Consider the following 21,665-nt stretch of genomic DNA (forward strand, 5'->3'; position numbering starts at 1 on the left):
ACTAACTTTATTAGTAACAGTACTTATAATGCACTGCAATGAAAACTAAGAGGCAATCGCTGCCTCTGCTATCAATTAAAACGTACCGCGAATACCAAACGCGTAACGTGAGCCATTATCTTCTACAGAGTAGATTTGATTAGCAAAACGGCCCGTTTGCACTAGCTCTTCTTCAGTAATGTTGATGCCTTCGGCAAAAATAGTGAAGTTTTCGTTGATATCGTAGCTTGCACTAATATCCCATTGACCGTACGTTTCTACGTTCACTGGTTCGCCGTTAAAGCCGTTATCAACTAAGCGTAAAAAGCCCTCACGGTTGTTAAATGCAACACGTGCCTGCCAGTTATCTTGCTCGTAAAACAGCACTAAGTTTTGTGAATCACCTAACCCTTCAAGCGCAAATGTTTGGCTTGTATCGCCATCAACACTAATATCGCTATCTACTACCGTGGCATTAGCAATAAAACCAAAGCCGTTTTCAAACATATGAGTTACACCGATTTCGTAACCCGTTACCGTTGCAGACTCGCCATTTTGCGGGCGACTTACTGTGTAAACTTCTGAGCTACCGTTAAGCTCGGCATCGGTTTGGTCAGTACAGGTTGTACACGCAAAATCAGGGCCTGTACGGTCAGTCATGTCGTATGTTTCGTCGCCGGTTAGGGTAACAATAAAGTCATCCACTTCTTTACTAAATACGGCAAAGCTAAATAAGTTAGCATCGTTGTAATACCACTCGTAAGAGATATCCCAGTTTTCAGACTGGAACGGCTTAAGAGCTGGATTACCACCACTTGCTGTTAAGTTTTGACGACGAGGCTCGTTAAACGTGGTCGCAGGTGATAACTGTGACATAGTAGGACGAGTAATACTGTCGTACGCTGCAAAGCGTAAAATCATGTTGTCTTGCAGTTCAAGCTTAACGTTAAACGACGGAAGTAAGTTTGAGTAACTTGTCCCTTCTTTAATGTCTGTTGCTGGGCCAAATACGTTTTGGAATAAAGTGGCATCAGAGGTAGGAATAACATCACTGATAAAACTTTGTACAGCAGCTACTTCAATATCTGTTTCTGAGTAACGTGCACCCATGTTAACTGTTACTGGCATATCAGCTAGGTCAAAACCAATGGTAAAGTCCATGTAAAGGCTAGTGATATCTTCGTTAATTGTGTAACGGTTATTTTGTAGTGTTGGCTCAACAGGGAAACCTTGATCAGCTAGGTAATCAAGCATTTTGTCGCCGTCGTAGCTATAAAATGTATCGATTAAACCTGGGAAGTAGTTACTTGCTGAATACGCTTCAAAATCAATTTCATCAAGTGGTGCTTGCGTGCCGTAACCACAAAATTGACATTGGCTACCAAAAATTTGGAAGCTTGATTTTTCACGTTCTTGACGATATGCACCAAAGTTAATGCGATCAACTGGGCCTTTATCTGGTACGTATTCAAAATCGGCTTTAATTTCGGTAATTTCATCTTCATCAGTAAACTGGTTACCAATTTCGTTGTAGTGAAGACGCGCAAGGCTTGCATCTGGCAGCGAGCCATTTTCAAAGCCATCATGCTGTACGGTAGGAACGCTACCAGTGCCATCAAAGCTGTAGCTGTTAATAATACCCACTACGTTAAAGCGGTCGTTACCTGCACGGTCGTTTTCAGCTGTTGAGCGAGACACGTCAAATTTTGCTTTTAATGACTCGTTTACTTGCCAGTCAACGTTAACGCCAAACGCTTTGTTAGTTACATCACGCGAGTTACGTGTGTGCGATACAAAGTCGGTTGCTGGGTTGCCACTGGCGTTACCTAAACCTACTTCTTGCGTAAAGGTAAGCAAGGTGCCCGTTTCTGGGTCGATTGTTGCGCTACCTACGCGGTCTGGTTCAAACCAAGACGCTAAATCGCGCACTGATGAGTCCACTTCAAATTTTGAAATTAAACCATCTACGGTAATAGTAATATCGTCAGACGGTGCATATTGTAATACTAAGCTTGCATTGGTACGTTCGCGGTCTTGCTCATCTACAACTTGGTCCCAGTTACGTGGGATGTATGCATTGTCGTATAACACGCCATCTTGTGGGTTTGAAATTGTTTGTCCACCGCGCCAACCCGCCGTTAAAATTTGGTTGTTTTGCAGCTTACGTTGTTGGTTAGTGATGGCAAAAAGCACACCAAGCTTGTCGTCGTTAAACGTATTACTTACTAAAAATGAAGCCGATGGCGATACTTCTTCAGAAAGGCTTTCGTACATACCTTTTACTGAACCAATTACGTGTAAGCCACCAAAATCGAATGGACGGGCTGTGGTTACGTTAACCGTACCCCCAATGCCACCTTCTTGAAGCGTTGCACTGTTACTTTTATAAATATCTGCACCGGTGATTTGATCTGCTGCTAATACATCAAAGTTAAATTCACGACCCGCGCTGTCTGTTGCAATTTGACGACCATTTACAAGGACCGTATTAAATTGTGGACCAAAACCACGAATGGTTACTGCTTGCCCTTCACCACCACTACGGTCAATGGCTACACCTGTGATACGTTGCAAAGACTCTGCGACGTTTAAATCAGGAAATTTACCAAGATCTTCTGCTTTAATCCCATCGGTTACAACATTAGATGCTTTTTTATCTAACATTGATGAACGTAAGCTGCTGCGAATACCCGTTACTGCGATAACCTCAACATCTTTATCTACTGTCGGTGTGTCGCCTTCAGCGCCTTGAGCTGCAACGTTACCGCTTGCCAATATGCCTGTAATAGCAATACTGAGTGCGGTTTTCTTGTTGAACGATAACTTATTGTTAATTATCATTTTTTAAAAACTCCTGATTGTGTGTAGTCATTTTGTTGTTGTGCGGTGTGTATAGCTTCAAATACTATTTATAATATAAATACTTTAAATTGAGCAAAAGTGCAACCTTTTCCTTAATTATGGCTATCTTTTTGTTACGTGTATTTTTCTTTTTGTTTTCTTTAATTTAACAGTGGAATTAGTACGTTATTGTGTAAATGAAAAAATTATTTGCTGAGAATATTCTTCATCCGGCAATAAATTAGCTTTAGGGAAATCGCTTCTGTTTGCTGCATTAGGCCAGTTTTGTGCCTCTAAGCATACGGCCTGGCGGGCTTTAAACGGGGAGCCTACAAAATTTGCTGTATAAAGCTGCATACCAGGTTGGGTACTTTTAAGGGTTAAATTAACACCCGTGTGTGGCGAGGTTAATATAGCCATAGTTTTTAAGCGGCTGTCATCACTAAAAATATAGCAATGATCAAAGCCACTGCCGGCATTAAGTTGCGCATGCTGTGCACTCAATGCATCGCCAATGCGCTTAGGGTTGGTAAAATCAAAACAACTGCCCGAACCATCTTCATGATGGGCAAGCGGTATGCTATTACTATCGATAGGTAAATAGGTTGCGGTATTTATTTGCAGCAGGTGATCGTTAATGCTCTCGCTGCCTTCAAGATTAAAATAGCAGTGGTTGGTAAAGTTAACGAGGGTTTCTTTATCGGTTTTGGCTTTATAAGAAAGTATAAGCTCACCGTTACAAGCGGTTATGGTTTGCCAAACGTGTAATTGACCAGGAAAGCCTTCTTCACCATCTGCCGAGCAATAATAAAGCTCCACTTCATTACTGTTTTGTTTAGTGACTTGCCACAGTACTTTATTAAAGCCTTTTTCGCCGCCATGTAAGCTATTTGGGCCATTATTTGCTTTAAGTTGATACTCTGTGCCTGATAATACAAAATGTGCGTTTTCAATACGATTTGCGTAGCGCCCGACTGTTGCACCTAAATAAAATGGGTTTTCTAAATAATACTGTGGGTCGCTCACTGCGAGCGTCATCTCTTGGTTATTAAACTTTATGCTTTTGATAATAGCGCCAAATGGCAATATTTCTGCAGTTAAGCTTTTACCATCGCTAAGCGTTATCACCTCTAACGGTTTATTGCTAGTTGTAGATGCCACATTCATTCTCCATAAACTACCTGCTCAACAGTACCTGTTATAGCGGTGCAACAATATATAATATAAATAGTATATAAGTGAGGAGCGTAACTCAATCAAATTACGTTAAAAAAACAGCTATAAAAATTTACAGCTGTCGCTTGTGGTTTACATAACCGCTCCTCGTTGCGTGGAGTACATACACCTAGTTAAATTAGGTGCTCGTTAAGTGCTACGACTTCTGCCTCACTTAAATTTTGCTTAGCTTTGTTTTTAAAGTTATAACGCACTAATACCGTTTTACCCACAACACAGCATTTACCTTGCTGCCACGCCTCTTGCTTAATGGTAAAAGAGCTATTTCCTATATGCTCTACAGAGGTTTTGACAGTGACTTCGTGGCCATAAAATAACTCCCCTACAAACGATGCTTCTATTTTAGCGATGATCAGTTTCCAGTCGTGTGGGTTTAGATCGGGAGTAAAAAATTTAAAAATAGGGACACGTGCGGCTTCAAACCATACTGGTAGTACGGTATTGTTAATGTGTCCGAGTGCATCTGTTTCGCTAAAGCGCGGCATCACTTTTTCAATAAACATAAAAATCCAAATAATAACTAAATAAAAAGGTAAATCATGACGGACTTTATCCACGTTATTGATAACGCGTTAAGCGATGATTTTTGCGATAGTTTTATTACCACATTCTCTAACAGCCCGCATGTAAAACAAGGTGTAACTTCTGGTGGTGTGGACTTAAAAAAGAAAGACAGCCACGACCTACAACTAAACGCTTACCTAGAATACGCACAACAATTAAAGCATATTCAGCAAACCACTGCACAGCATGTTTTTAACTATGTAGAAGCCCACTTTTTTATGTTAATTGGCGCATTTGGCTTAAAAGTTTACCACCCAAAAACGGGGGATGTGGTGGATTTAACACAGGATAACTTTGACGAAGTGGGCAAACCCCAACTCTCTGTTCTGGTACAGCAAATATTTAGACTTGGGAACATTCAGGCGCAAAAGTACGAAATAAATAAAGGCGGCTACCCTTACTGGCATAGTGAAGTGTATCCACAACTACAACATAATGAAGCGCTGCACCGTGTATTATTATTTATGTTTTATTTAAACGATGTAGAGGAAGGTGGCGAAACAGAGTTTTATTATCAAAAACGTAAAATTGCGCCTAAAAAAGGCACACTGGTCATTGCCCCTGGCTACTTTACGCACACCCATCGAGGTAATAAGCCGGTTTCGAACGATAAATATATATTAACGTCATGGGTGCTATTTAATCGTGCAGAGCACATATACGGTACACCTAAGAGCTAGCTCCTAAGTAATCAACCAATAAAAAAGCCATAAGGTTTTTACTTATGGCTTTTAAAATACTTGCTGGATAAGGCTTTAGCCCAATAACTCATCAAATAAATCAAATAACTTATCTAGCTCTTCGGTAGTGTTATAATGCATACAACCAATGCGCACTACACCGCCTTTATCAAGCACACCTAATTGCTTACATAAGCCTTGTGCATAAAAGTTACCATCCCACACACAAATATGCTGTTTGCCTAAAAACTCAGACACCTCACGCGGCTCTAACCCTTCAAAGGTTAAAGCAAATGTAGGCGTACGTTCGTTTAAGCGCTCAAGGTCATCAATGCCAAATAGCTTAATACGCGGGTAATTTACTAAACGCGTTAAAAAGTACTCACTCAGCGCCATTTCGTGCTGCTTTGTTTTAGCAAAAGCCACTGTTAACTTTTCACGGCGTGTGTGGCTGTCGTCAAGTTCACTAATTGCAGCAATGTAATCAACAGCGGCAATAAAACCAGCTAACGCTTCAAAGCTTTGCGTGCCTGTTTCCCATCTGCCTGGTGCTACATCTTTAGCTGGTTCTACTTTGTAAGGCGTAAAACCTTCAAGATGCTGTGTTTTACCGTACACCATGCCTAAGTGAGGGCCAAAAAACTTATACGCTGAACAGGCCAAAAAGTCGCAATCTAGGGCCTGCACGTCAACAAGCTCATGCGGTGCATGATGCACGGCATCAACGTACACTAATGCGCCTACAGCATGAGCAAGCTCTATAATACGTTTTATATCGTTAATAGAACCTGTGGTATTTGAAGCATAAGTAACAGCCACTAGTTTAGTATTTCTGTTTAATAAGCTTGCAAACTGCGCCATATCTAAGCTGCAATCAGCCTCGTTAATTAAAGCTGTTTGAACTTTAGCGCCTTTATCTTGCGCTGCTTGCTGCCATGACGATACATTTGAGAAGTGATCAGCGTTAGTCACAATAATCTCATCACCGGCTTGCCAATCGCGTGAAATAGCGCGACTTAAGCTAAAGGTAAGGCTGGTCATGTTAGGGCCAAACACTATATTTTGTGCACTTGGCGCATTCAGTAAGTCGGCCGCTGCTTGGCGCGCATTGGCCATTAACTCAACGGTTTTATCACTTGAAAAAAACGCACCGCCTAAGTTTGAGTTGTAATGCCCTAAATAAGCAGTCATTGCATTTAGAACAGACTGTGGTACTTGAGAGCCACCTGGACCATCTAAAAATATTGGCGATTTACCATCAACAGTTTGTATTAATGCAGGAAACTGCTCACGTAATTGCGCTATGTTCATGAGCACTCCTTAAGAGGTAAGTACAAAACAATCCAGGTACCCTGGCTTGCTTGCATCTACTTTGTTCATTGGCGTTGCATTGTGCCAAACTTGACGGTCGTTTATTAGTGCAAACATGCCGTCTTTAATTTCCATTTTAAAACACGGTTCGGCTTGCTTGTGTTCGTATACTAACAGCTCACCGCCTTCTAAGTTTTCGTGAGAAACACCACACACACAAACATGGTCAAAGCCATCTTGGTGCACACCTTCAGGTGCCGCTGGCGTATCGCTATCAATAGCAAGCATTCTAAATTGATGTATTTCAATATCACGGCCTTCATCAATGCCGGTAAGCTCACAAAACTCACTTACAATGCTTTTCATACCTTCTGACTCAAGTAAGCTTTGCTCTAAGTTTTCATAAGTACGCTCAACATTACCCTGAAAGGTATTGATAGAATCGTCTTGAACAAACGCTTTGGCAGCTTGTAGTTTTAGCTCACCATTTTGAAATTTAATTACCGAGTAACGACGCTTACGAAATTCACCATCTGCATATGGATTCGCAGGTAGGTTATCAAAAGAAGGCTTAACCAAATCAATATTTGCTTGGTTAATAAAACGTAGTTGCAGTAAATTCTGGTTGTTTAATGCAGTCATAAAATCTCGCTTAAAATAATGAGAATATTAAAAGAGATTTTAATGCATGTGTGGAGGATTTTCTGAGCATAAATTGGGATGTAAAAGATTAAAAGTTAAATTTTAAGATCTAAAACTCTAGTTTATTGAAAATTTAATTCAAAAAAATTGGCTACACTGCGTAGCCAATTTATTAAATTTAATCACCGCTCTAATTTTAGCCCGAAACTATAGAGCGTATTCACTCCATTAGTTCAAATGCGATATTAATATCGCAGCTTTGCGCCAAATAATGAATCGTGTATGTATTGTCTTCTAAAACGCCATCACACCCGCTTATAGACTCTAATTTATAGCCTGCATTTGCAGAAATATTAAAAGTTAACGTATCGCCATGAAAGCTTGTGTAGTTTTCAACGCCGTTATTTACTACACCATTACCATCTGAATAAACTGTAACATCATACCTTGGCTCAAAAATCGTAAAGGTCACCTCTTCTTGACTTTGACATGCTGTACCTTGTAAATACTCACAAAGCACTATCTCATCACGATCATTTGAAATAAATTCAATCACCTTGCTTTGACCGTCTTGCTCGTAGGTAAACTTACCTTCGAGTAATTCAAGTGATGTAACTTTAATATCGTTTTTCCAAAGCTCGTACCCATCCACATAGTAAACTCCCCACTTTACGAAGTTCTCACCACTGTGCTCGTAAATTTCAAAAGGGATTTCATGCTCATAAAACTTATCAGCCCTTGTATTTTCAATATAGTTCTCAAAGTAAAGTGACGCATAAGAAAAATTTTCTTCTCCCGTATTTGTATCAAAAGCTCTAGATACACGCTCAACCACTTGGTAGTCATCATTGCGATTAATAAGCCTATAATCCATTGTGAAGTCAATCAAACACGTCTCTAAAGTCAAATCACAATCGGAGCCGTATGTTCCTGTTAGTTGGTCATACTTTCTGCTTCGACTAAAGTTTCCTTCTTTAAACTCACCTTGAATGGAGCTTGTAAAAAAGGTGAAGAACACTTGGCCATCTTCATATATTTGTAGCTCATCCCAAATGGTCTCTAAGTCATGGCCTTCTTTAAATAAATGACGCCCAGTAAAGTTACTCGGGGTAATTTCTTGCTCTTCTTGCCTTACCATTATGGCAACATTTATTTGCTTTTCATCTTCATACTGGCTTTGCATAATTACTTGATAGCCAAGGTCTATATCCTTAGTAATATAGATATCTTCAACGCTATCAGAAGTCGTAATTTTAAGTCCTACTGCTGTTTTCTGCCAAGAAAAGCTTTCTGTTTGCGCTTCATCTATAGTATCGACTACGCTACCTGTTCCATCATCATTTAGCAGTAATTCCTTAACGGTACTTTCAGATGGGATATCTAACGACCAACTACCAACCAAATCGCTTGAGGTTAAATCAATTTGAGGCACTACTGAATCAAATAACTTAACATGACTATCACTGTGCCACTCTTCAACAAGCTCCTCGTTACGAAACTTACTTATACTCTGCGTCATTTCGTACCAGCTGTTACCTAAATCGAAACGTTCCTTTAGTACAATACTGGTTATTACATCTTTACGTCTAACTTCTACTTGAGTGCCATTTTCAACTTCATACGCAACACTTTCATTTAATACATACTCATCAGAAAAATAAACTCTAATTTCGTCAAAATATTTATACCAAGTGATCGCAACCTGATTATTGCCAGTAAAAGCGCCCTCTTCATTTTCGTTAAGCTCTAATTTGAAAGAGGTAGAGGTAAAGTAGTCAGAGTTATTAATTAAAAATTGCCCTGATATTGTTTCTGGCTTTTCTACAAAGGTCGCATTAATTTCGCAGTCACTGTGTCCACTAAAGGCAATATAATATTCTCCCTCAATATAACCTTCGCATCCCTCTATTGAGTCAACTTCATAGCCCTCATTAGGCACTATATTAAAACCGACCAGCTGAGCAAAAGGCACCTCTTGCACTGCTGGCTGTAGTTGACCAAAATCATTAGATACAGCTGTTAAAGTCACTCGTGGGTTTTTAGATTGATAGACTGTTTTATCGTTCTGTGTACAGCTACTACCTTGTTGGTAATTACAAATAGTGTATGTTTCACCATCACCACTAACAATTTCAAAAAGCCATGTTTGCGAATTTTTTTGATATTCAATGACACCTTCATTTAACTGCGCTTCATACTCGATACCATCGATTGTTATCGTAAATGAGCCGTCATCGTAATTTACCCTGATTCGATCTTCTATTACTTGCTCGCCAGTACTTTTATAAAGATTAAAATTGCTTTGTAATAAGTAGGGCGTAAACTCAGAATAGCTTAGTTCTTTACTGTACTGATAAATAAGTAAACCTTTTTGGATATCATACATATCCCCGTCAGGAGAAAACCATTTGAACTCTCTTAGTAAGTAATATTGACTGTCTTCTACTGCAATGATGTCATGGGTTACTTCGCCGCTTAAGTAACAGGTTTCATCGAACCCTTCACAACTGCTCACAGTATAGCCATTATATTCATAGCGGCGCCTAGTTAGTTTTCCATCCTCAAGAACCCCTTGGTAAGACGTTGTGCCGAGCCCTAACATTATTGTGCCATCGGCAAACACGTTCATATCATAAAGTTGTGCCGTACCAACAAAGCCTTGCCAACGCCCAACTAAATCGTCATTCGATAAAGACACCGCTTCTCTTTTTATCATTAAGCCATATTGGCTATCAGCTGGGTCGGCTGATGTAGTATCTAATGAAACTAGCTGATAGCCTGCTTTTAGATCTTTAGTAAACCAAAAATTTGTTGTTCCAACGCTACCGTCTTCATCATAGGTCACTTGTAATTTATTATTAGTCAGCTCCCACTCAAACGGGGCCGAATTATCACTTAAAACAACGCCTGTACCATCCTCGTAAAAAGCAATAGTCTCTAGGTGGCTAATGAAATTACGGCTTTCTGTTCGCTCCATTTCCCACTCACCGACAATATCTTCGACGGTCAAACTTAAGGTTTTACTTTTAAGAATAAGGTTGGTGGTTTGTATTTCTTGTTTGTTACGCGCTTCAATGCTGTTTTCGTAGACTGTAATATCACTTTTAATATCTATTGTTTTAAAAATATCGTTTTCGCCGAGTACTTGCAACGAGAATGAATTTAAATGCTCATCATAAACAGTTTCAACATCGTCTTCGACTTGGGAGTATTTATTAATAAGTACAGGAGACTGTAAATTAACTTCAATTTTACCACTTACCTCTTCCCACGTTACTGAGCTACCCGTAACTGCATGATAGTGACCAGTGCCATTTTCGTTTAAGGTTAAGTGGCTAGCGGGATTTGCATAATAACGCGGAGAATTAATTATATATTCACCAACCAACGGCTCTTTTGAGCCTGTTACTAAATCTTCATCTTCTTTAATTTCGGTTTTTGTTTGCTCTATTAAATCGGGATCTTGCTCATTAACGTCCTCTTCAAACTGCTCTGCTGCCTCTTCATTAGTTACTAAATCTAGAGTGCTCTCTACGCCCTCAGGCAGCTCGTAATTAGGGTTATCTACAATAATTTTAATCAGGCTCGCCAGCTGTACTTTTTCATCTGCATCAACATTTAAAAGTGCATTATCTAGCTCATCTTCACTTGTCGGTTCATCACCGTCTCTTACAATCAGTGCATACTCTGCTGTTGTCACGTTAGTTGTGTTAACGCCAAAGTTTTCATCGCTGTCTAAAATACCATCATCACCTGCCTGCGTAGCTAACTTTTTAACAGAGCTAAGCTGAGAGATAAATTCAACCCCAGGATTTAAATCATCCCGCCCTTTAGCTTTAACTTTTACTAGGGTTTGTTCTAGGGCTTCATCGACATCTAATACTATTGTGTAGACACCATTTTCATCTGCTGTCGCTGAATAAACTTCATCACCTATTATTATTTCTACACTTGCATAACTAATTGTATTATCGGTGATTAAGCCATTAAGCGTAACGGCCGTTGAGTTGCGTTTAATTAATACTTGATGAGTAGCGCTTGTTGTTGCTCCATCATTATCCTCTACAGTCACTGTAAAATTAACGGTTACATCTTCTGTAATGTCGGGTGAAAGATAAGTGATTTCATTTGAGTTTGGGTTTTGTGCGCTGAGGTTTAAAGTGGAATCGTGCTGCCAATAATAATTCACTATTTGCCCGTCAATGTCTAAAGCGCTGGCAGTAAGTGAAAAACTGGTTTTTTCTTGTATTTCTCCTTGCCCAGAAATTGCTACAGAGGGAGCTAAGTTTACAATTTCGTCGCTATCCTCATCTTTATCAAAACTACAGCCTGATACTAAAAAGCACGCACTCACAGTACTCGCTATTAGTTTTAATCGGCAGTTACTTTTATTTTCCATTATGTGCTCCGATAGTTATTTAATGCGGAGCAAGAAAATACTTGTTGATTGCTCCCTTAATCATTAACAAATTTTATTGCCATTTATAGTTGTTCATTTTTTGTTAATTATCAACTTTATTTGCTGATTATTATTCCAACTATTGATTTTTTGGGCTTAACTGCTGAAAGTATTAAAATTTATTTTAACCAATAAAAAACCCGCCTAAGCGGGTTTTTTTAAAACAGATTTAAATTATACAGCTTGCTGAATAATTACGTTGTCTGCTTTTTTAGTGTACTGAGGCATACGGTGGAAGTTCAAGTAACGGTATGTATCTGCAGCCGTTGCATTGATTTTCTCTGCGTATTCTTGGTACTCAGCAGGTGTAGGTAATTTACCTAAGATTGCCGCAACAGCAGCAAGCTCAGCTGATGCTAAGAATACATTTGCGCCTGTACCTAGACGGTTAGGGAAATTACGTGTTGAGGTAGAAACAACCGTTGCTTTATCAGCAACACGTGCTTGGTTACCCATACACAGTGAACACCCTGGCGTTTCGATACGCGCACCAACACGACCAAAGATACCGTAGTAACCTTCGTCAGTTAGTTGGTCTTTATCCATCTTCGTTGGTGGAGCTACCCAAAGTTGCGTTGGGATACGACCAGTAAAGCCATCTAGTAATTTACCCGCAGCACGGAAGTGACCAATGTTAGTCATACAAGAACCGATGAATACTTCATCGATTTTCTCGCCAGTAACATCAGAAAGTAAACGCGCATCATCTGGGTCATTTGGAGCACAAAGGATTGGCTCTTTAATTTCTGCTAGGTCGATTTCTACAACGTGCTTGTACTCTGCATCAGCGTCAGCTTCCATAAGTTCTGGGTTTGCTAACCATTCTTGCATTGCAGTAATACGACGCTCGATTGTACGTACATCGCCGTAACCTTCAGAGATCATCCACTTAAGCATAACAATGTTAGACTCAAGGTATTCGCTGATAGACTCTTTAGAAAGCTTAACAGTACAACCTGCTGCTGAACGCTCTGCTGATGCATCTGATAATTCAAACGCTTGCTCAACAGTTAAGTGCTCAACACCTTCAATTTCTAGTACGCGACCAGAGAATTCGTTGATTTTACCTTTTTTCTCTACTGTTAATAAGCCTTGCTTAATACCGTAGTAAGGGATTGCGTGTACGAGGTCACGTAAAGTGATACCTGGCTGCATTTCACCTTTAAAGCGAACCAAAATAGACTCAGGCATATCAAGTGGCATAACACCTGTTGCTGCTGCGAACGCTACTGCACCTGAACCCGCTGGGAACGAAATACCTAATGGGAAACGTGTATGTGAGTCACCACCGGTACCTACAGTATCTGGTAATAACATACGGTTTAACCAAGAGTGAATTACACCGTCGCCAGGGCGAAGTGAAACACCGCCACGGTTCATGATGAAATCAGGAAGCGTATGGTGAGTGTTTACGTCAATTGGTTTAGGGTAAGCAGAGGTATGACAGAATGACTGCATTGTTAAATCTGCAGAGAAACCTAAACATGCTAAGTCTTTAAGCTCATCACGTGTCATAGGACCTGTAGTATCTTGCGAACCTACAGTGGTCATTTTTGGCTCACAGTATTGGCCTGGGCGAATACCAGCTACGTTACATGCTTTACCAACCATTTTTTGCGCTAGTGTAAAGCCTTTATCAGACACTTCTGTTACTGCTGGTACTTTAAATACGTCAGTCGCACCTAAACCTAAAGAGGTACGTGCTTTGTCTGTTAGACCACGACCAATGATTAGAGGAATACGGCCGCCGGCACGTACTTCATCTAAAATAACGTCTGATTTAAGTTCAAAAGTAGAGATAACGTCATCAGTACCGTGGCGCTTAACTACACCTTCGTATGGGTAAATATCAATTTGATCACCCATATTGAACTCATCAACATTTAACTCAATTGGTAACGCACCCGAATCTTCCATTGTGTTGAAGAAAATAGGCGCAATTTTGTTACCTAAACATACACCACCCACGCGCTTATTAGGTACGTATGGGATGTCATCGCCCATAAACCAAAGCACAGAGTTGGTTGCCGATTTACGAGAAGAGCCCGTACCTACAACGTCACCTACGTATGCAAGCGGTAAGCCTTTCGCTTTTAACTCTTCTAACTGTGAAATTGGACCAACTTCACCTGGTTTTTCAGGGTTAATACCGTCGCGCTCATTTTTCAGCATAGCTAAAGCATGAAGCGGAATATCTGGACGTGACCATGCATCTGGTGCAGGTGATAAATCATCTGTATTTGTTTCACCCGTTACTTTAAATACTGTAACAGAGATTTTTTCAGCAACGGCTGGCTTGTTAGTAAACCACTCTGCATCTGCCCAAGATTGGATAATCTTTTTAGCGTGCTCATTACCTGCTTTTGCTTTTTCTTCTACGTCGTAAAATGCATCAAACATTAATAATGTGTTTGATAGACCTTTTACAGCGATAGGCGCAAGTGTTTCGTCATCAAGTAGCTCAATCATTGGGGCGATGTTGTAACCACCTAGCATTGTACCTAATAATTCTGCTGCTTTTTCTTTAGATACTAATGGAGATTGTGCTTCGCCTTTAGCAACTGCCGCTAAAAAGCCTGCTTTGATGTATGCTGCATCATCAACACCTGGTGGTACACGGTTGACGAGTAAATCTAAGATGAACTCTTCTTCGCCCGCTGGTGGGTTTTTAATTAGTTCAATAAGATCAGCCGTTTGCTGAGCATCTAATGGCGCTGGTACGATACCTAACGCGGCACGTTCTTCTACGTGTTTACGATATTCTTGTAGCACAATATTGCCCTCTTGGTGACGTGAAAGTATTCGGTAGCGCCTCATGCGCAAAAAAAGTAACCCAATACTTATAGTATTCTAACGCGGGATTATAAAGCTTTTATGTATAGATGAAAATCCATCCAGCTAAGCAACTGATTATACCGACTATAAATATTATGAATAGTGGTGAGCGCAAATTCTATTTTCGTGAATGTTTATTAAGTAATAATCATTCTTGTTTAATCTGATTAATATTGCATATGCTGTTTTAAAGGCATAAAAAAAACCCAGCACTAAGCTGGGTTTTTAAAATAAAGTAAGTAACTATTAACGCTTAACTTTTACACGTTCAATAGATTTTACATGTGCTTCTACACGACGGTTTTCAGCGTGAGCTTCTTTCGTGTTAGCTGTATTTTTAAGACGTTCTTCACCTAGACCAACAGTCGTAATGCGATCTTCAGCAATACCATCTTTAATTAGCTCTTGTGCTACATCATCAGCACGCTTTTTAGAAAGCATCTTGTTGTAGTTTGCATTACCTACCGCTGACGCATGACCTTCAAGTAGTACAGTTGTATCTTCGTGCTCTTTCAAAAACTCAGATACTGATGCAATGTCGTCAAAGTAACGTTGACCAACTTGTGCAGAATCATGCGGGAAAGTAACTAATAAGCTAGTTGTTACTTCACGGTCTTCATATAAAGTACAGCCATCGCCATCAACAGCGTCTGTCATTGGCGTATTAGGACACTTATCATCTTTGTCTAAGATGTTATCGTTATCGCTGTCTTTAGGTTCAACAGGAACCTCTACCACTGTGGTAGGTGCTGGTTCTACCGGCTGTGCAGGCATAGAATTTTGGCCAAATAAGTAGTTAATACCAATTTTAGCGCCTACATCTGTGTAACCTTTATCAAGACCTTGATATACCGCAGTTTCAGCGTTTACGAAAAAGCCATCAGTAATAAAGTGTTGGTAACCAACACCTGCGTTTAAGAATGTGTTGTCATCTACTACGTCCATTTCTTTAATACCGAATAGACCGTAGAAAGGACCGCCGTCAAGGTGGTAAAGTGCATCAATACCGTAACGCTCGCCGTCGATATTATTACGATTGCCCGCAGCTTTATCGAACGCGTTAAAGTCCATATCTGCATACTCAAGGCGTGCGCTCCAGTAATCGCTGAAACGGTAACCTGCTTCTACACCCCAACCAGTTGACTCGTTTACGTCAAGGCCAGCTTGAGCGCGCATGTTTTCCCATGACGCATCATAGTAGTCACCAAATGCACCAATATAGAAACCTTCTTCTTTATCAGCAGCGAATGTAGACGCGCTAGTTGCAGCTAACGCAATTGCAATTGTAAGTGATTTTAATTTCATTGTTTTCTTCCCATTTTAACAACTTAGAAAATTGTAGCTAATCAATACTAGCTCAACCAGTTTTGTACACACTACCCGAGCTTTAGTTAATCGATACTTAACGAAAAATAAAGTTTATAAATTTTTTCAACGATCTACAGGCATTCCAACCACCAATTGTAGGTTAAGTAAAAATTTTTACCTAATCTGCAATTAATAAATTAGGGTAATTTATAAATAGTTACTGTTTGTGAATGCGCACAATACCATTGAGCGCCTAACTGCTCAATCATTGTACACCGCATTATTTAAAAATGACTATTTATAATCAAAAACTTACAATTAATTACAATACTTAAGTACCGCAAAAAGTTTGATAGCCCTTGTCATCTTTACCTGTCTCTTGAAAGCGGGCTAAATTAGCTGTTTTATCGTAGGGCTTACTCATCACCGTTAAGAAGTCGCTTAGCAGATCGCTCTCGCCGTATTGATTATATTGTGCAAGGATTTCTTCGACGATGTGATTACGTGGAATAACCCTTGGGTTAGCCGCTCTCATTAGGTTGTAGCTGTTTGCATCACTCCTTTTTTGCCATAACTGGGCCCATTGCGTTAATTCATCTGGCACTTTGCCACCATTTAGTGACTCGGTAAGGGCATCAAAGGTATTGGTATAATCGAGCTTATGCTCTTGGAATAACAATAATAACTTACTTACAAGCTCCACATCGTCTTCGTTATAACCTGCTAAGCCTAATTTTTGTGCCCACATTTGATTATATTGCTCGTTAAATAACGTAGAAAACTGATTAATTAGCGGCGTCATTAAACTTACAGCTTGTTCGTCATCTTCATCTATCAGCGGTATTAGGCTCTCGGCTAAACGCGCGCAGTTCCAACTTACAATATTTGGCTGGTTACCATAGGCATAGCGACCTTGCTTATCAATTGAGCTAAACACGGTATCAAAATCAAAGGTATTCATCATTGCGCACGGGCCGTAGTCGATAGTTTCGCCGCTTACAAGTGTGTTGTCAGTGTTCATAACGCCATGAATAAACCCCACTCGCATCCAGCTAATAACCAGCGTTAGCTGACTATTTATAACGGCTGCTAAAAAGTCTAAATAACGCTGTGCGCCTGTTGATTGAATACTTGGGTAATGGCGTTCAATGGCTAGATCAGCTAGTTTTTTTAATCCCTCTACATCACCTTGGGTTGCTAAATACTGAAACGAGCCAACGCGAATATGACTACTTGCTAAGCGAGTCACAATTGCGCCTGGCTGCGGTGGATTACGATAAACAGCTTCGCCTGTACCAACAACAGCCAAACACCGCGTAGTTTTAATTCCTAACCCATGCATAGCTTCGCTCATAATATACTCACGAATAGCGGGGCCTAGTGCACATCGTCCATCGCCTCCTCTTGAAAAAGGAGTGGCCCCTGAGCCTTTTAACTGAATATCCCACAGCTGACTTTTATCATCGCTGATAGCACCCAGTAAGTGCGCTCGCCCATCACCCAAGCGCGGCGAAAAGTGCCCAAACTGGTGCCCAGAATAGCCAAGCGCTACAGCACTTACCGGTTGTGGCTCGTTACCAGCAAACGTACTAGCGCGCAGCGCAGGCTCAACATCTATATTAAACTGCTGTGCTAGCGCTTCATTCCATAAAAGCAATTGCGCGGCTGCAACGCTTGATGGACTGTCCTCTATTGCGAAGTTATCTGCTATGTCTGTGTATCTTGGCACTAGCTTCATGGTTAATCCTCTGTTTGTTGGCTTATGCCTACGCGATTGTCGCCCACGCTGTAAGCCACAATTAAGCTAAGTTCTTGCAGGCTCAAACCACTTTGCTTTTGCATTTCGTTAAAAAACGCCTGTGCGGCAGTGAGGGATTTTTTAGTTTGCAGGCCGCCATCGATAATTTTGTGCGCTCTTAGGTAGCTTTCTACATCTCGCGAAAGTAAAAAAGTATCTTTACCAAGCGCTCTTAAGGCATACGGGCCAGTATTTCCACCCAAACGTGCGCCGTGTTTTTTTAAATATGCCCATAAACCAATAATGTCATCGTTTGGCCAGTTAGCTACAAACTTGCTAAAACTGCCATGTTGCTGAGCTATTTCGTGGATCATGTAGGCATTTTCAGGAATTGTTTTTACCTTTTTATAATTACGAATAATGCGCTCATCCGTTGCTTTTTGCTCAAGCATATCGGGCGGCATCATAAGTAATTTATCAACACTAAACTGCCAAAAAACCTCTCTAAAACCCGGCCATTTACTGTTTATTACCGACCAGTAAAACCCGCTTTGAAATACTTTTCGGGTAAATTCTTCAAGCCAATCGTCGTCACTTAATGCGCTTAATGCTTTTTTAGATAAGGGTTTTGCGAGTAATAACTTAAGCATTTTTTCAGAGCCTTTTCGCTCTACAGCTCGCTTATAAATATCGCTAAATTTTTCCATACTTATTAAATACCTCATCACTGCTCATAGGGTTAGTTTACGAGAAAAGCAGCCAATACGTAACCACCCACATTTTCGATGAACTAATCTGTATCCTGCAACTTGACACCTAGACGGCTAAAATGTTTTAATCGCCGCAATTACCCTATTTAAATTGTATTTTGTTAAACCTTTTGCGGTTAAACAAAATACAAAGGGCTAGAAGAGGTGCGTTATTCAGGTAGCGTATGTTAGGAGCGCAAACTCCAGTGAGCATATGTGAGGGGAATACCGCCGAGAGGTAAACGCTTTTGCGAAGCAATTACTTCGGGCGACTAGGTTGAATCCTAGCGACTGTCACCAATAGCTGTTTTAAAACAGCTTATTAGTTTGGTGGAGAGCTTCTGGTCTTAAATAACAAGGCCGTCCGCCCTATTATTTTAAGCCCATTCGCTCTTCGAATACTGTTCGAACGACGTTAATGCGGCTCACATCATACAGCCTCCTTAATATCTCGAACACCTTATAGGTTCGTAAGAGATGATTCACAACTTTAATTTAGACGATTACGCACTGTGGACAGCGCTTGTTACGCCGTTTGATCAACAAGGTAATGTTGACTACGACACGCTCACAACACTTGTTAGCGAACAAGAAGCGGCACAAAACGGTATTTTACTGCTTGGTAGTACAGGTGAAGGCTTAGCCCTTACGCTTAAAGAGCAGCAAGGCATTGTTGAGCACGTGTGCCAATTAAAGCCCAGTGTACCGCTTATGGTTGCCGTGGGCGGTAGCAATTTAGCCGAACAAAAAGAATGGGTTAGCTATTGTAATCAGTTACCTATTCACAGTTACTTACTAGGCTCGCCGCTTTATGCTAAACCAGGTGCTGTAGGTCAAACACATTGGTACGAAAGCTTATTAAGCGAAAGCGCGCATCCGTGTATGTTGTACAACGTACCTGGGCGCAGCGGTGTAAGCATTCCTATCGAAACCATTGAAAACTTAAAAGCGCACCCAAAATTGTGGGCGTTAAAAGAAGCCAGTGGCAACATCACCCAATTTGAAGCATACCGACAAGCCGCGCCTAATTTAGCGCTATACAGTGGCGACGATGCACTTATGCCCTACTTTGCCCAAGCTGGCGCAAAAGGCTTAGTATCGGTTGCGGCAAACGCGTGGCCAAAACAAACGCACGAGTTTGTAAAACGCAGTTTAAGTGGCCAACACCCCAATTTATTTGCTCAGTGGACTCGCGCTATTAATAGCCTTTTTGCTGTAGCAAACCCTATTCCCGTTAAAGTGTTAATGCACCAACAAGGCCGCTTGAGTAGCCCGTTGCTGCGCCCACCTTTAACACATCTTGAATTAACGCAAACCGATTGCATTACCACTGCAAACGACACCATTTTATCTTGGCATTAAATACAGGTTTTTATAATGAGCTGGTTAGAACTACTAAATAATTTAGAATCGGGCGCAGTACGCGCAGCATCACAAAACGAAAGCGGCCAATGGGAAGCTAACGTAGAAGTAAAACAAGGCATTTTAGAAGCCTTTAAAAATGGCACTAACACTGAGTTTGCAGGTGGTTTTGTAGATAAACACAACCTTGCACCGCAAGAGTTTAGTACTGACGACGGCGTGCGTATGGTACCAGGTGGCACCAGTGTTCGCCGTGGTGCATACGTCGCTAAAGGCACTATTGTTATGCCACCAGCGTACGTAAACATTGGCGCATACATCGACGAAGGCACTATGGTTGATAGCCACGCATTAGTGGGCTCGTGTGCACAAGTGGGTAAAAATGTACATTTAAGTGCAGCTGTTCAACTTGGTGGTGTGTTAGAGCCAATCGGTGCTAGCCCAGTCGTGGTTGAAGACGATGCGTTTATTGGCGCAGGCTGCGTGATAGTAGAAGGCGTAGTGGTCAAAAAAGGCGCGGTACTTGCACCAGGTGTGCGCTTATCAGCAACCATTCCAGTATACGACTGCGTAAACGAGCGCCAGCTTGAAAAAGGCGAGCCAATTCCAGAATACGCAATTGTAATACCAGGCTCTCGCCCAGCGTCTAACGAATGGGCTCGTGAGCAAGGCCTCAGCATGTCGTGTGCGTTAATTGTTAAATACCGCGACGAGCAAAGCGATGCATCATTATCGCTAGAAGAGGTTTTACGATAATGAGCTTTTTGAGCACGCCAATCAAAAACGCTGTTAATACGCTTACACAGCAACTTGATACCCCTTTTTTCGTTTACGACTTAGATAAACTAAACGCACACCTTGCGCGTTTAGTTGCGCAAACCGATGTAAAGCTTTGGTATGCAGTAAAAGCGAACCCGCTCTCTAAGGTTATTCAATGCCTAGACAACGCCGGATTTAACTTTGACGTAGCAAGTAAAGGTGAGCTTGAACAAGTCCTTGCACAAGGTATTAGTTCGCAGCGCGTGCTCAACACAGGGCCTGCAAAGAGCCCTAAACAAATTAAACACTTTATTGAGCGCGGTGTGCACATATTTGTTGCCGAAAGCCTCAACCAAGTGCGTTGGTTAAATCAACAAGCGCAGCTGCAAAATACGCAGCTGCAAGTTTTATTGCGTGTGCAACTACGCTGGCCAGAAAGTGAAAAAAACCCACTAGGCGGCGACAGCCTGACTCCATTTGGGCTTGGTTGCGATGAATGGCAAGCACTAAATACTGGCGATTACTCAGCCCTTAGCTTTGACGGCCTACATATTTTTCAGTGGGGCAACATGCTTAGCACGCAAAAGCTAAGCGAGCTGTGGTCGCAAATGATTGCACCGCTTACAGCCCTTGCTAATAACTTAAATATAAACCTGAAAATTTTAGACTTAGGCGGCGGTTTAGGTATTCCTTATACACCAAACGATGCAACACTTGAGTGGGATGAATTAATCACCGCGCTTGCAAAAATAAAAAAAGATGCAGGTGTAGATGAATTATGGATGGAGCTTGGCCGCTATGCTGTAGGCGAATGCGGCCACTACGTCAACCCCGTTGTCGAGTGCAAACAAAACTACGGCCAACAGCAAGTTATTTTAACCGGTGGTATTAACCACTTATTACGCCCAGCAGTTACAAGCCAAGATTTTCCTGCGGCGTTATTGCGCGAATCAACTGCACCAAAACAGGCAATGAGCCTATATGGCCCGTTGTGTACGGCCCTTGATTGTTTAGGCGAGCACACCCTACCAAGCGATTTAAACGAGCAAGACTGGCTGGTGTTTAGCCAATGTGGCGCCTATGGTTTTACCGAAAGCATGCCGTATTTTTTATGCCATGAGCTAGCTGCAGAATACGTATTACAAAATGGCGAGCTCACGTGTGTACGCCAAGCTGAAGATGCCAGCCACTACTTAAGGTAA

General features: G+C 41.2%; 14 protein-coding genes and 1 riboswitch. Of the genes, 4 read left to right on the forward strand and 10 right to left on the reverse strand.

Translation table 11 applies throughout. The annotated features are described in order from the left end of the window. Window positions 1-75: 75 nt before the first annotated feature. The 3 genes from CWC16_RS10505 to CWC16_RS10515 form a co-directional block, all read right to left on the reverse strand. On the reverse strand, window positions 76-2,820 hold the full coding sequence (locus tag CWC16_RS10505; RefSeq protein WP_138541506.1) for a TonB-dependent receptor: 2,745 nt from the start codon (window positions 2,818-2,820) through the stop codon (window positions 76-78). Between the two features lie 186 nt (window positions 2,821-3,006). Beyond that, window positions 3,007-3,981, reverse strand: a complete 975-nt coding sequence (locus tag CWC16_RS10510) for an aldose epimerase family protein (RefSeq protein WP_138541507.1) — start codon at window positions 3,979-3,981, stop codon at window positions 3,007-3,009. A gap of 188 nt (window positions 3,982-4,169) precedes the next feature. Continuing rightward, the gene (locus CWC16_RS10515; protein ID WP_138541508.1) at window positions 4,170-4,559 is read right to left on the reverse strand and encodes an acyl-CoA thioesterase; all 390 of its coding nucleotides are present in this window, start codon (window positions 4,557-4,559) and stop codon (window positions 4,170-4,172) included. A gap of 36 nt (window positions 4,560-4,595) precedes the next feature. Here CWC16_RS10515 and CWC16_RS10520 point away from each other — a divergent pair, with 36 nt between their 5' ends. Further along, window positions 4,596-5,300, forward strand: coding sequence for a 2OG-Fe(II) oxygenase (locus CWC16_RS10520; protein ID WP_138541509.1), 705 nt, complete (start codon window positions 4,596-4,598; stop codon window positions 5,298-5,300). Window positions 5,301-5,375: 75 nt separating this feature from the next. On the opposite strand, the gene CWC16_RS10525 is transcribed toward CWC16_RS10520, so the two are convergent. The 7 genes from CWC16_RS10525 to CWC16_RS10555 form a co-directional block, all read right to left on the reverse strand. Continuing rightward, a complete protein-coding gene (locus CWC16_RS10525) occupies window positions 5,376-6,611 on the reverse strand; it encodes a cysteine desulfurase-like protein (protein WP_138541510.1) in 1,236 nt (411 codons plus the stop codon). A 9-nt stretch (window positions 6,612-6,620) separates the two neighbouring features. Further along, entirely contained in the window at window positions 6,621-7,253 is a 633-nt protein-coding gene (locus CWC16_RS10530; protein WP_055015628.1) for a 2OG-Fe dioxygenase family protein, read from the reverse strand. A 220-nt stretch (window positions 7,254-7,473) separates the two neighbouring features. Then, entirely contained in the window at window positions 7,474-11,652 is a 4,179-nt protein-coding gene (locus tag CWC16_RS10535) for a PKD domain-containing protein (RefSeq protein ID WP_138541511.1), read from the reverse strand. A gap of 234 nt (window positions 11,653-11,886) precedes the next feature. Beyond that, complete coding sequence (gene acnB / locus CWC16_RS10540) at window positions 11,887-14,484, reverse strand: bifunctional aconitate hydratase 2/2-methylisocitrate dehydratase (protein ID WP_055017734.1); 2,598 nt, start codon at window positions 14,482-14,484, stop codon at window positions 11,887-11,889. Window positions 14,485-14,793: 309 nt separating this feature from the next. After that, window positions 14,794-15,852 (reverse strand): OmpA family protein, encoded by a 1,059-nt coding sequence (locus CWC16_RS10545; protein ID WP_055017733.1) that lies wholly within the window; start codon window positions 15,850-15,852, stop codon window positions 14,794-14,796. 334 nt (window positions 15,853-16,186) lie between these two features. Continuing rightward, complete coding sequence (locus tag CWC16_RS10550) at window positions 16,187-17,593, reverse strand: protein adenylyltransferase SelO (protein WP_138541512.1); 1,407 nt, start codon at window positions 17,591-17,593, stop codon at window positions 16,187-16,189. A 2-nt stretch (window positions 17,594-17,595) separates the two neighbouring features. Further along, window positions 17,596-18,300 carry a DNA-3-methyladenine glycosylase I gene (locus tag CWC16_RS10555; RefSeq protein ID WP_138541513.1) on the reverse strand — a complete coding sequence of 235 codons (705 nt, stop codon included), beginning with the start codon at window positions 18,298-18,300 and terminating at the stop codon, window positions 17,596-17,598. Window positions 18,301-18,494: 194 nt separating this feature from the next. Continuing rightward, window positions 18,495-18,691: riboswitch (Lysine riboswitch) on the forward strand. Between the two features lie 128 nt (window positions 18,692-18,819). Here CWC16_RS10555 and dapA point away from each other — a divergent pair. The 3 genes from dapA to CWC16_RS10570 are packed head-to-tail and all read left to right on the forward strand — an operon-like array spanning window position 18,820 to window position 21,665. Continuing rightward, window positions 18,820-19,704, forward strand: coding sequence for a 4-hydroxy-tetrahydrodipicolinate synthase (gene dapA, locus CWC16_RS10560; RefSeq protein ID WP_138541514.1), 885 nt, complete (start codon window positions 18,820-18,822; stop codon window positions 19,702-19,704). A gap of 15 nt (window positions 19,705-19,719) precedes the next feature. Next, window positions 19,720-20,460: a 2,3,4,5-tetrahydropyridine-2,6-dicarboxylate N-succinyltransferase gene (locus CWC16_RS10565; protein ID WP_138541515.1), complete on the forward strand. Its 741-nt coding sequence runs from the start codon at window positions 19,720-19,722 to the stop codon at window positions 20,458-20,460. Then, entirely contained in the window at window positions 20,460-21,665 is a 1,206-nt protein-coding gene (locus CWC16_RS10570; RefSeq protein ID WP_138541516.1) for a PLP-dependent decarboxylase, read from the forward strand. Before CWC16_RS10565 ends, CWC16_RS10570 begins: the two co-directional genes overlap by 1 nt.

The sequence above is a fragment of the Pseudoalteromonas sp. S3776 genome (assembly GCF_005886915.1).
Taxonomy (GTDB): Bacteria; Pseudomonadota; Gammaproteobacteria; order Enterobacterales; family Alteromonadaceae; genus Pseudoalteromonas.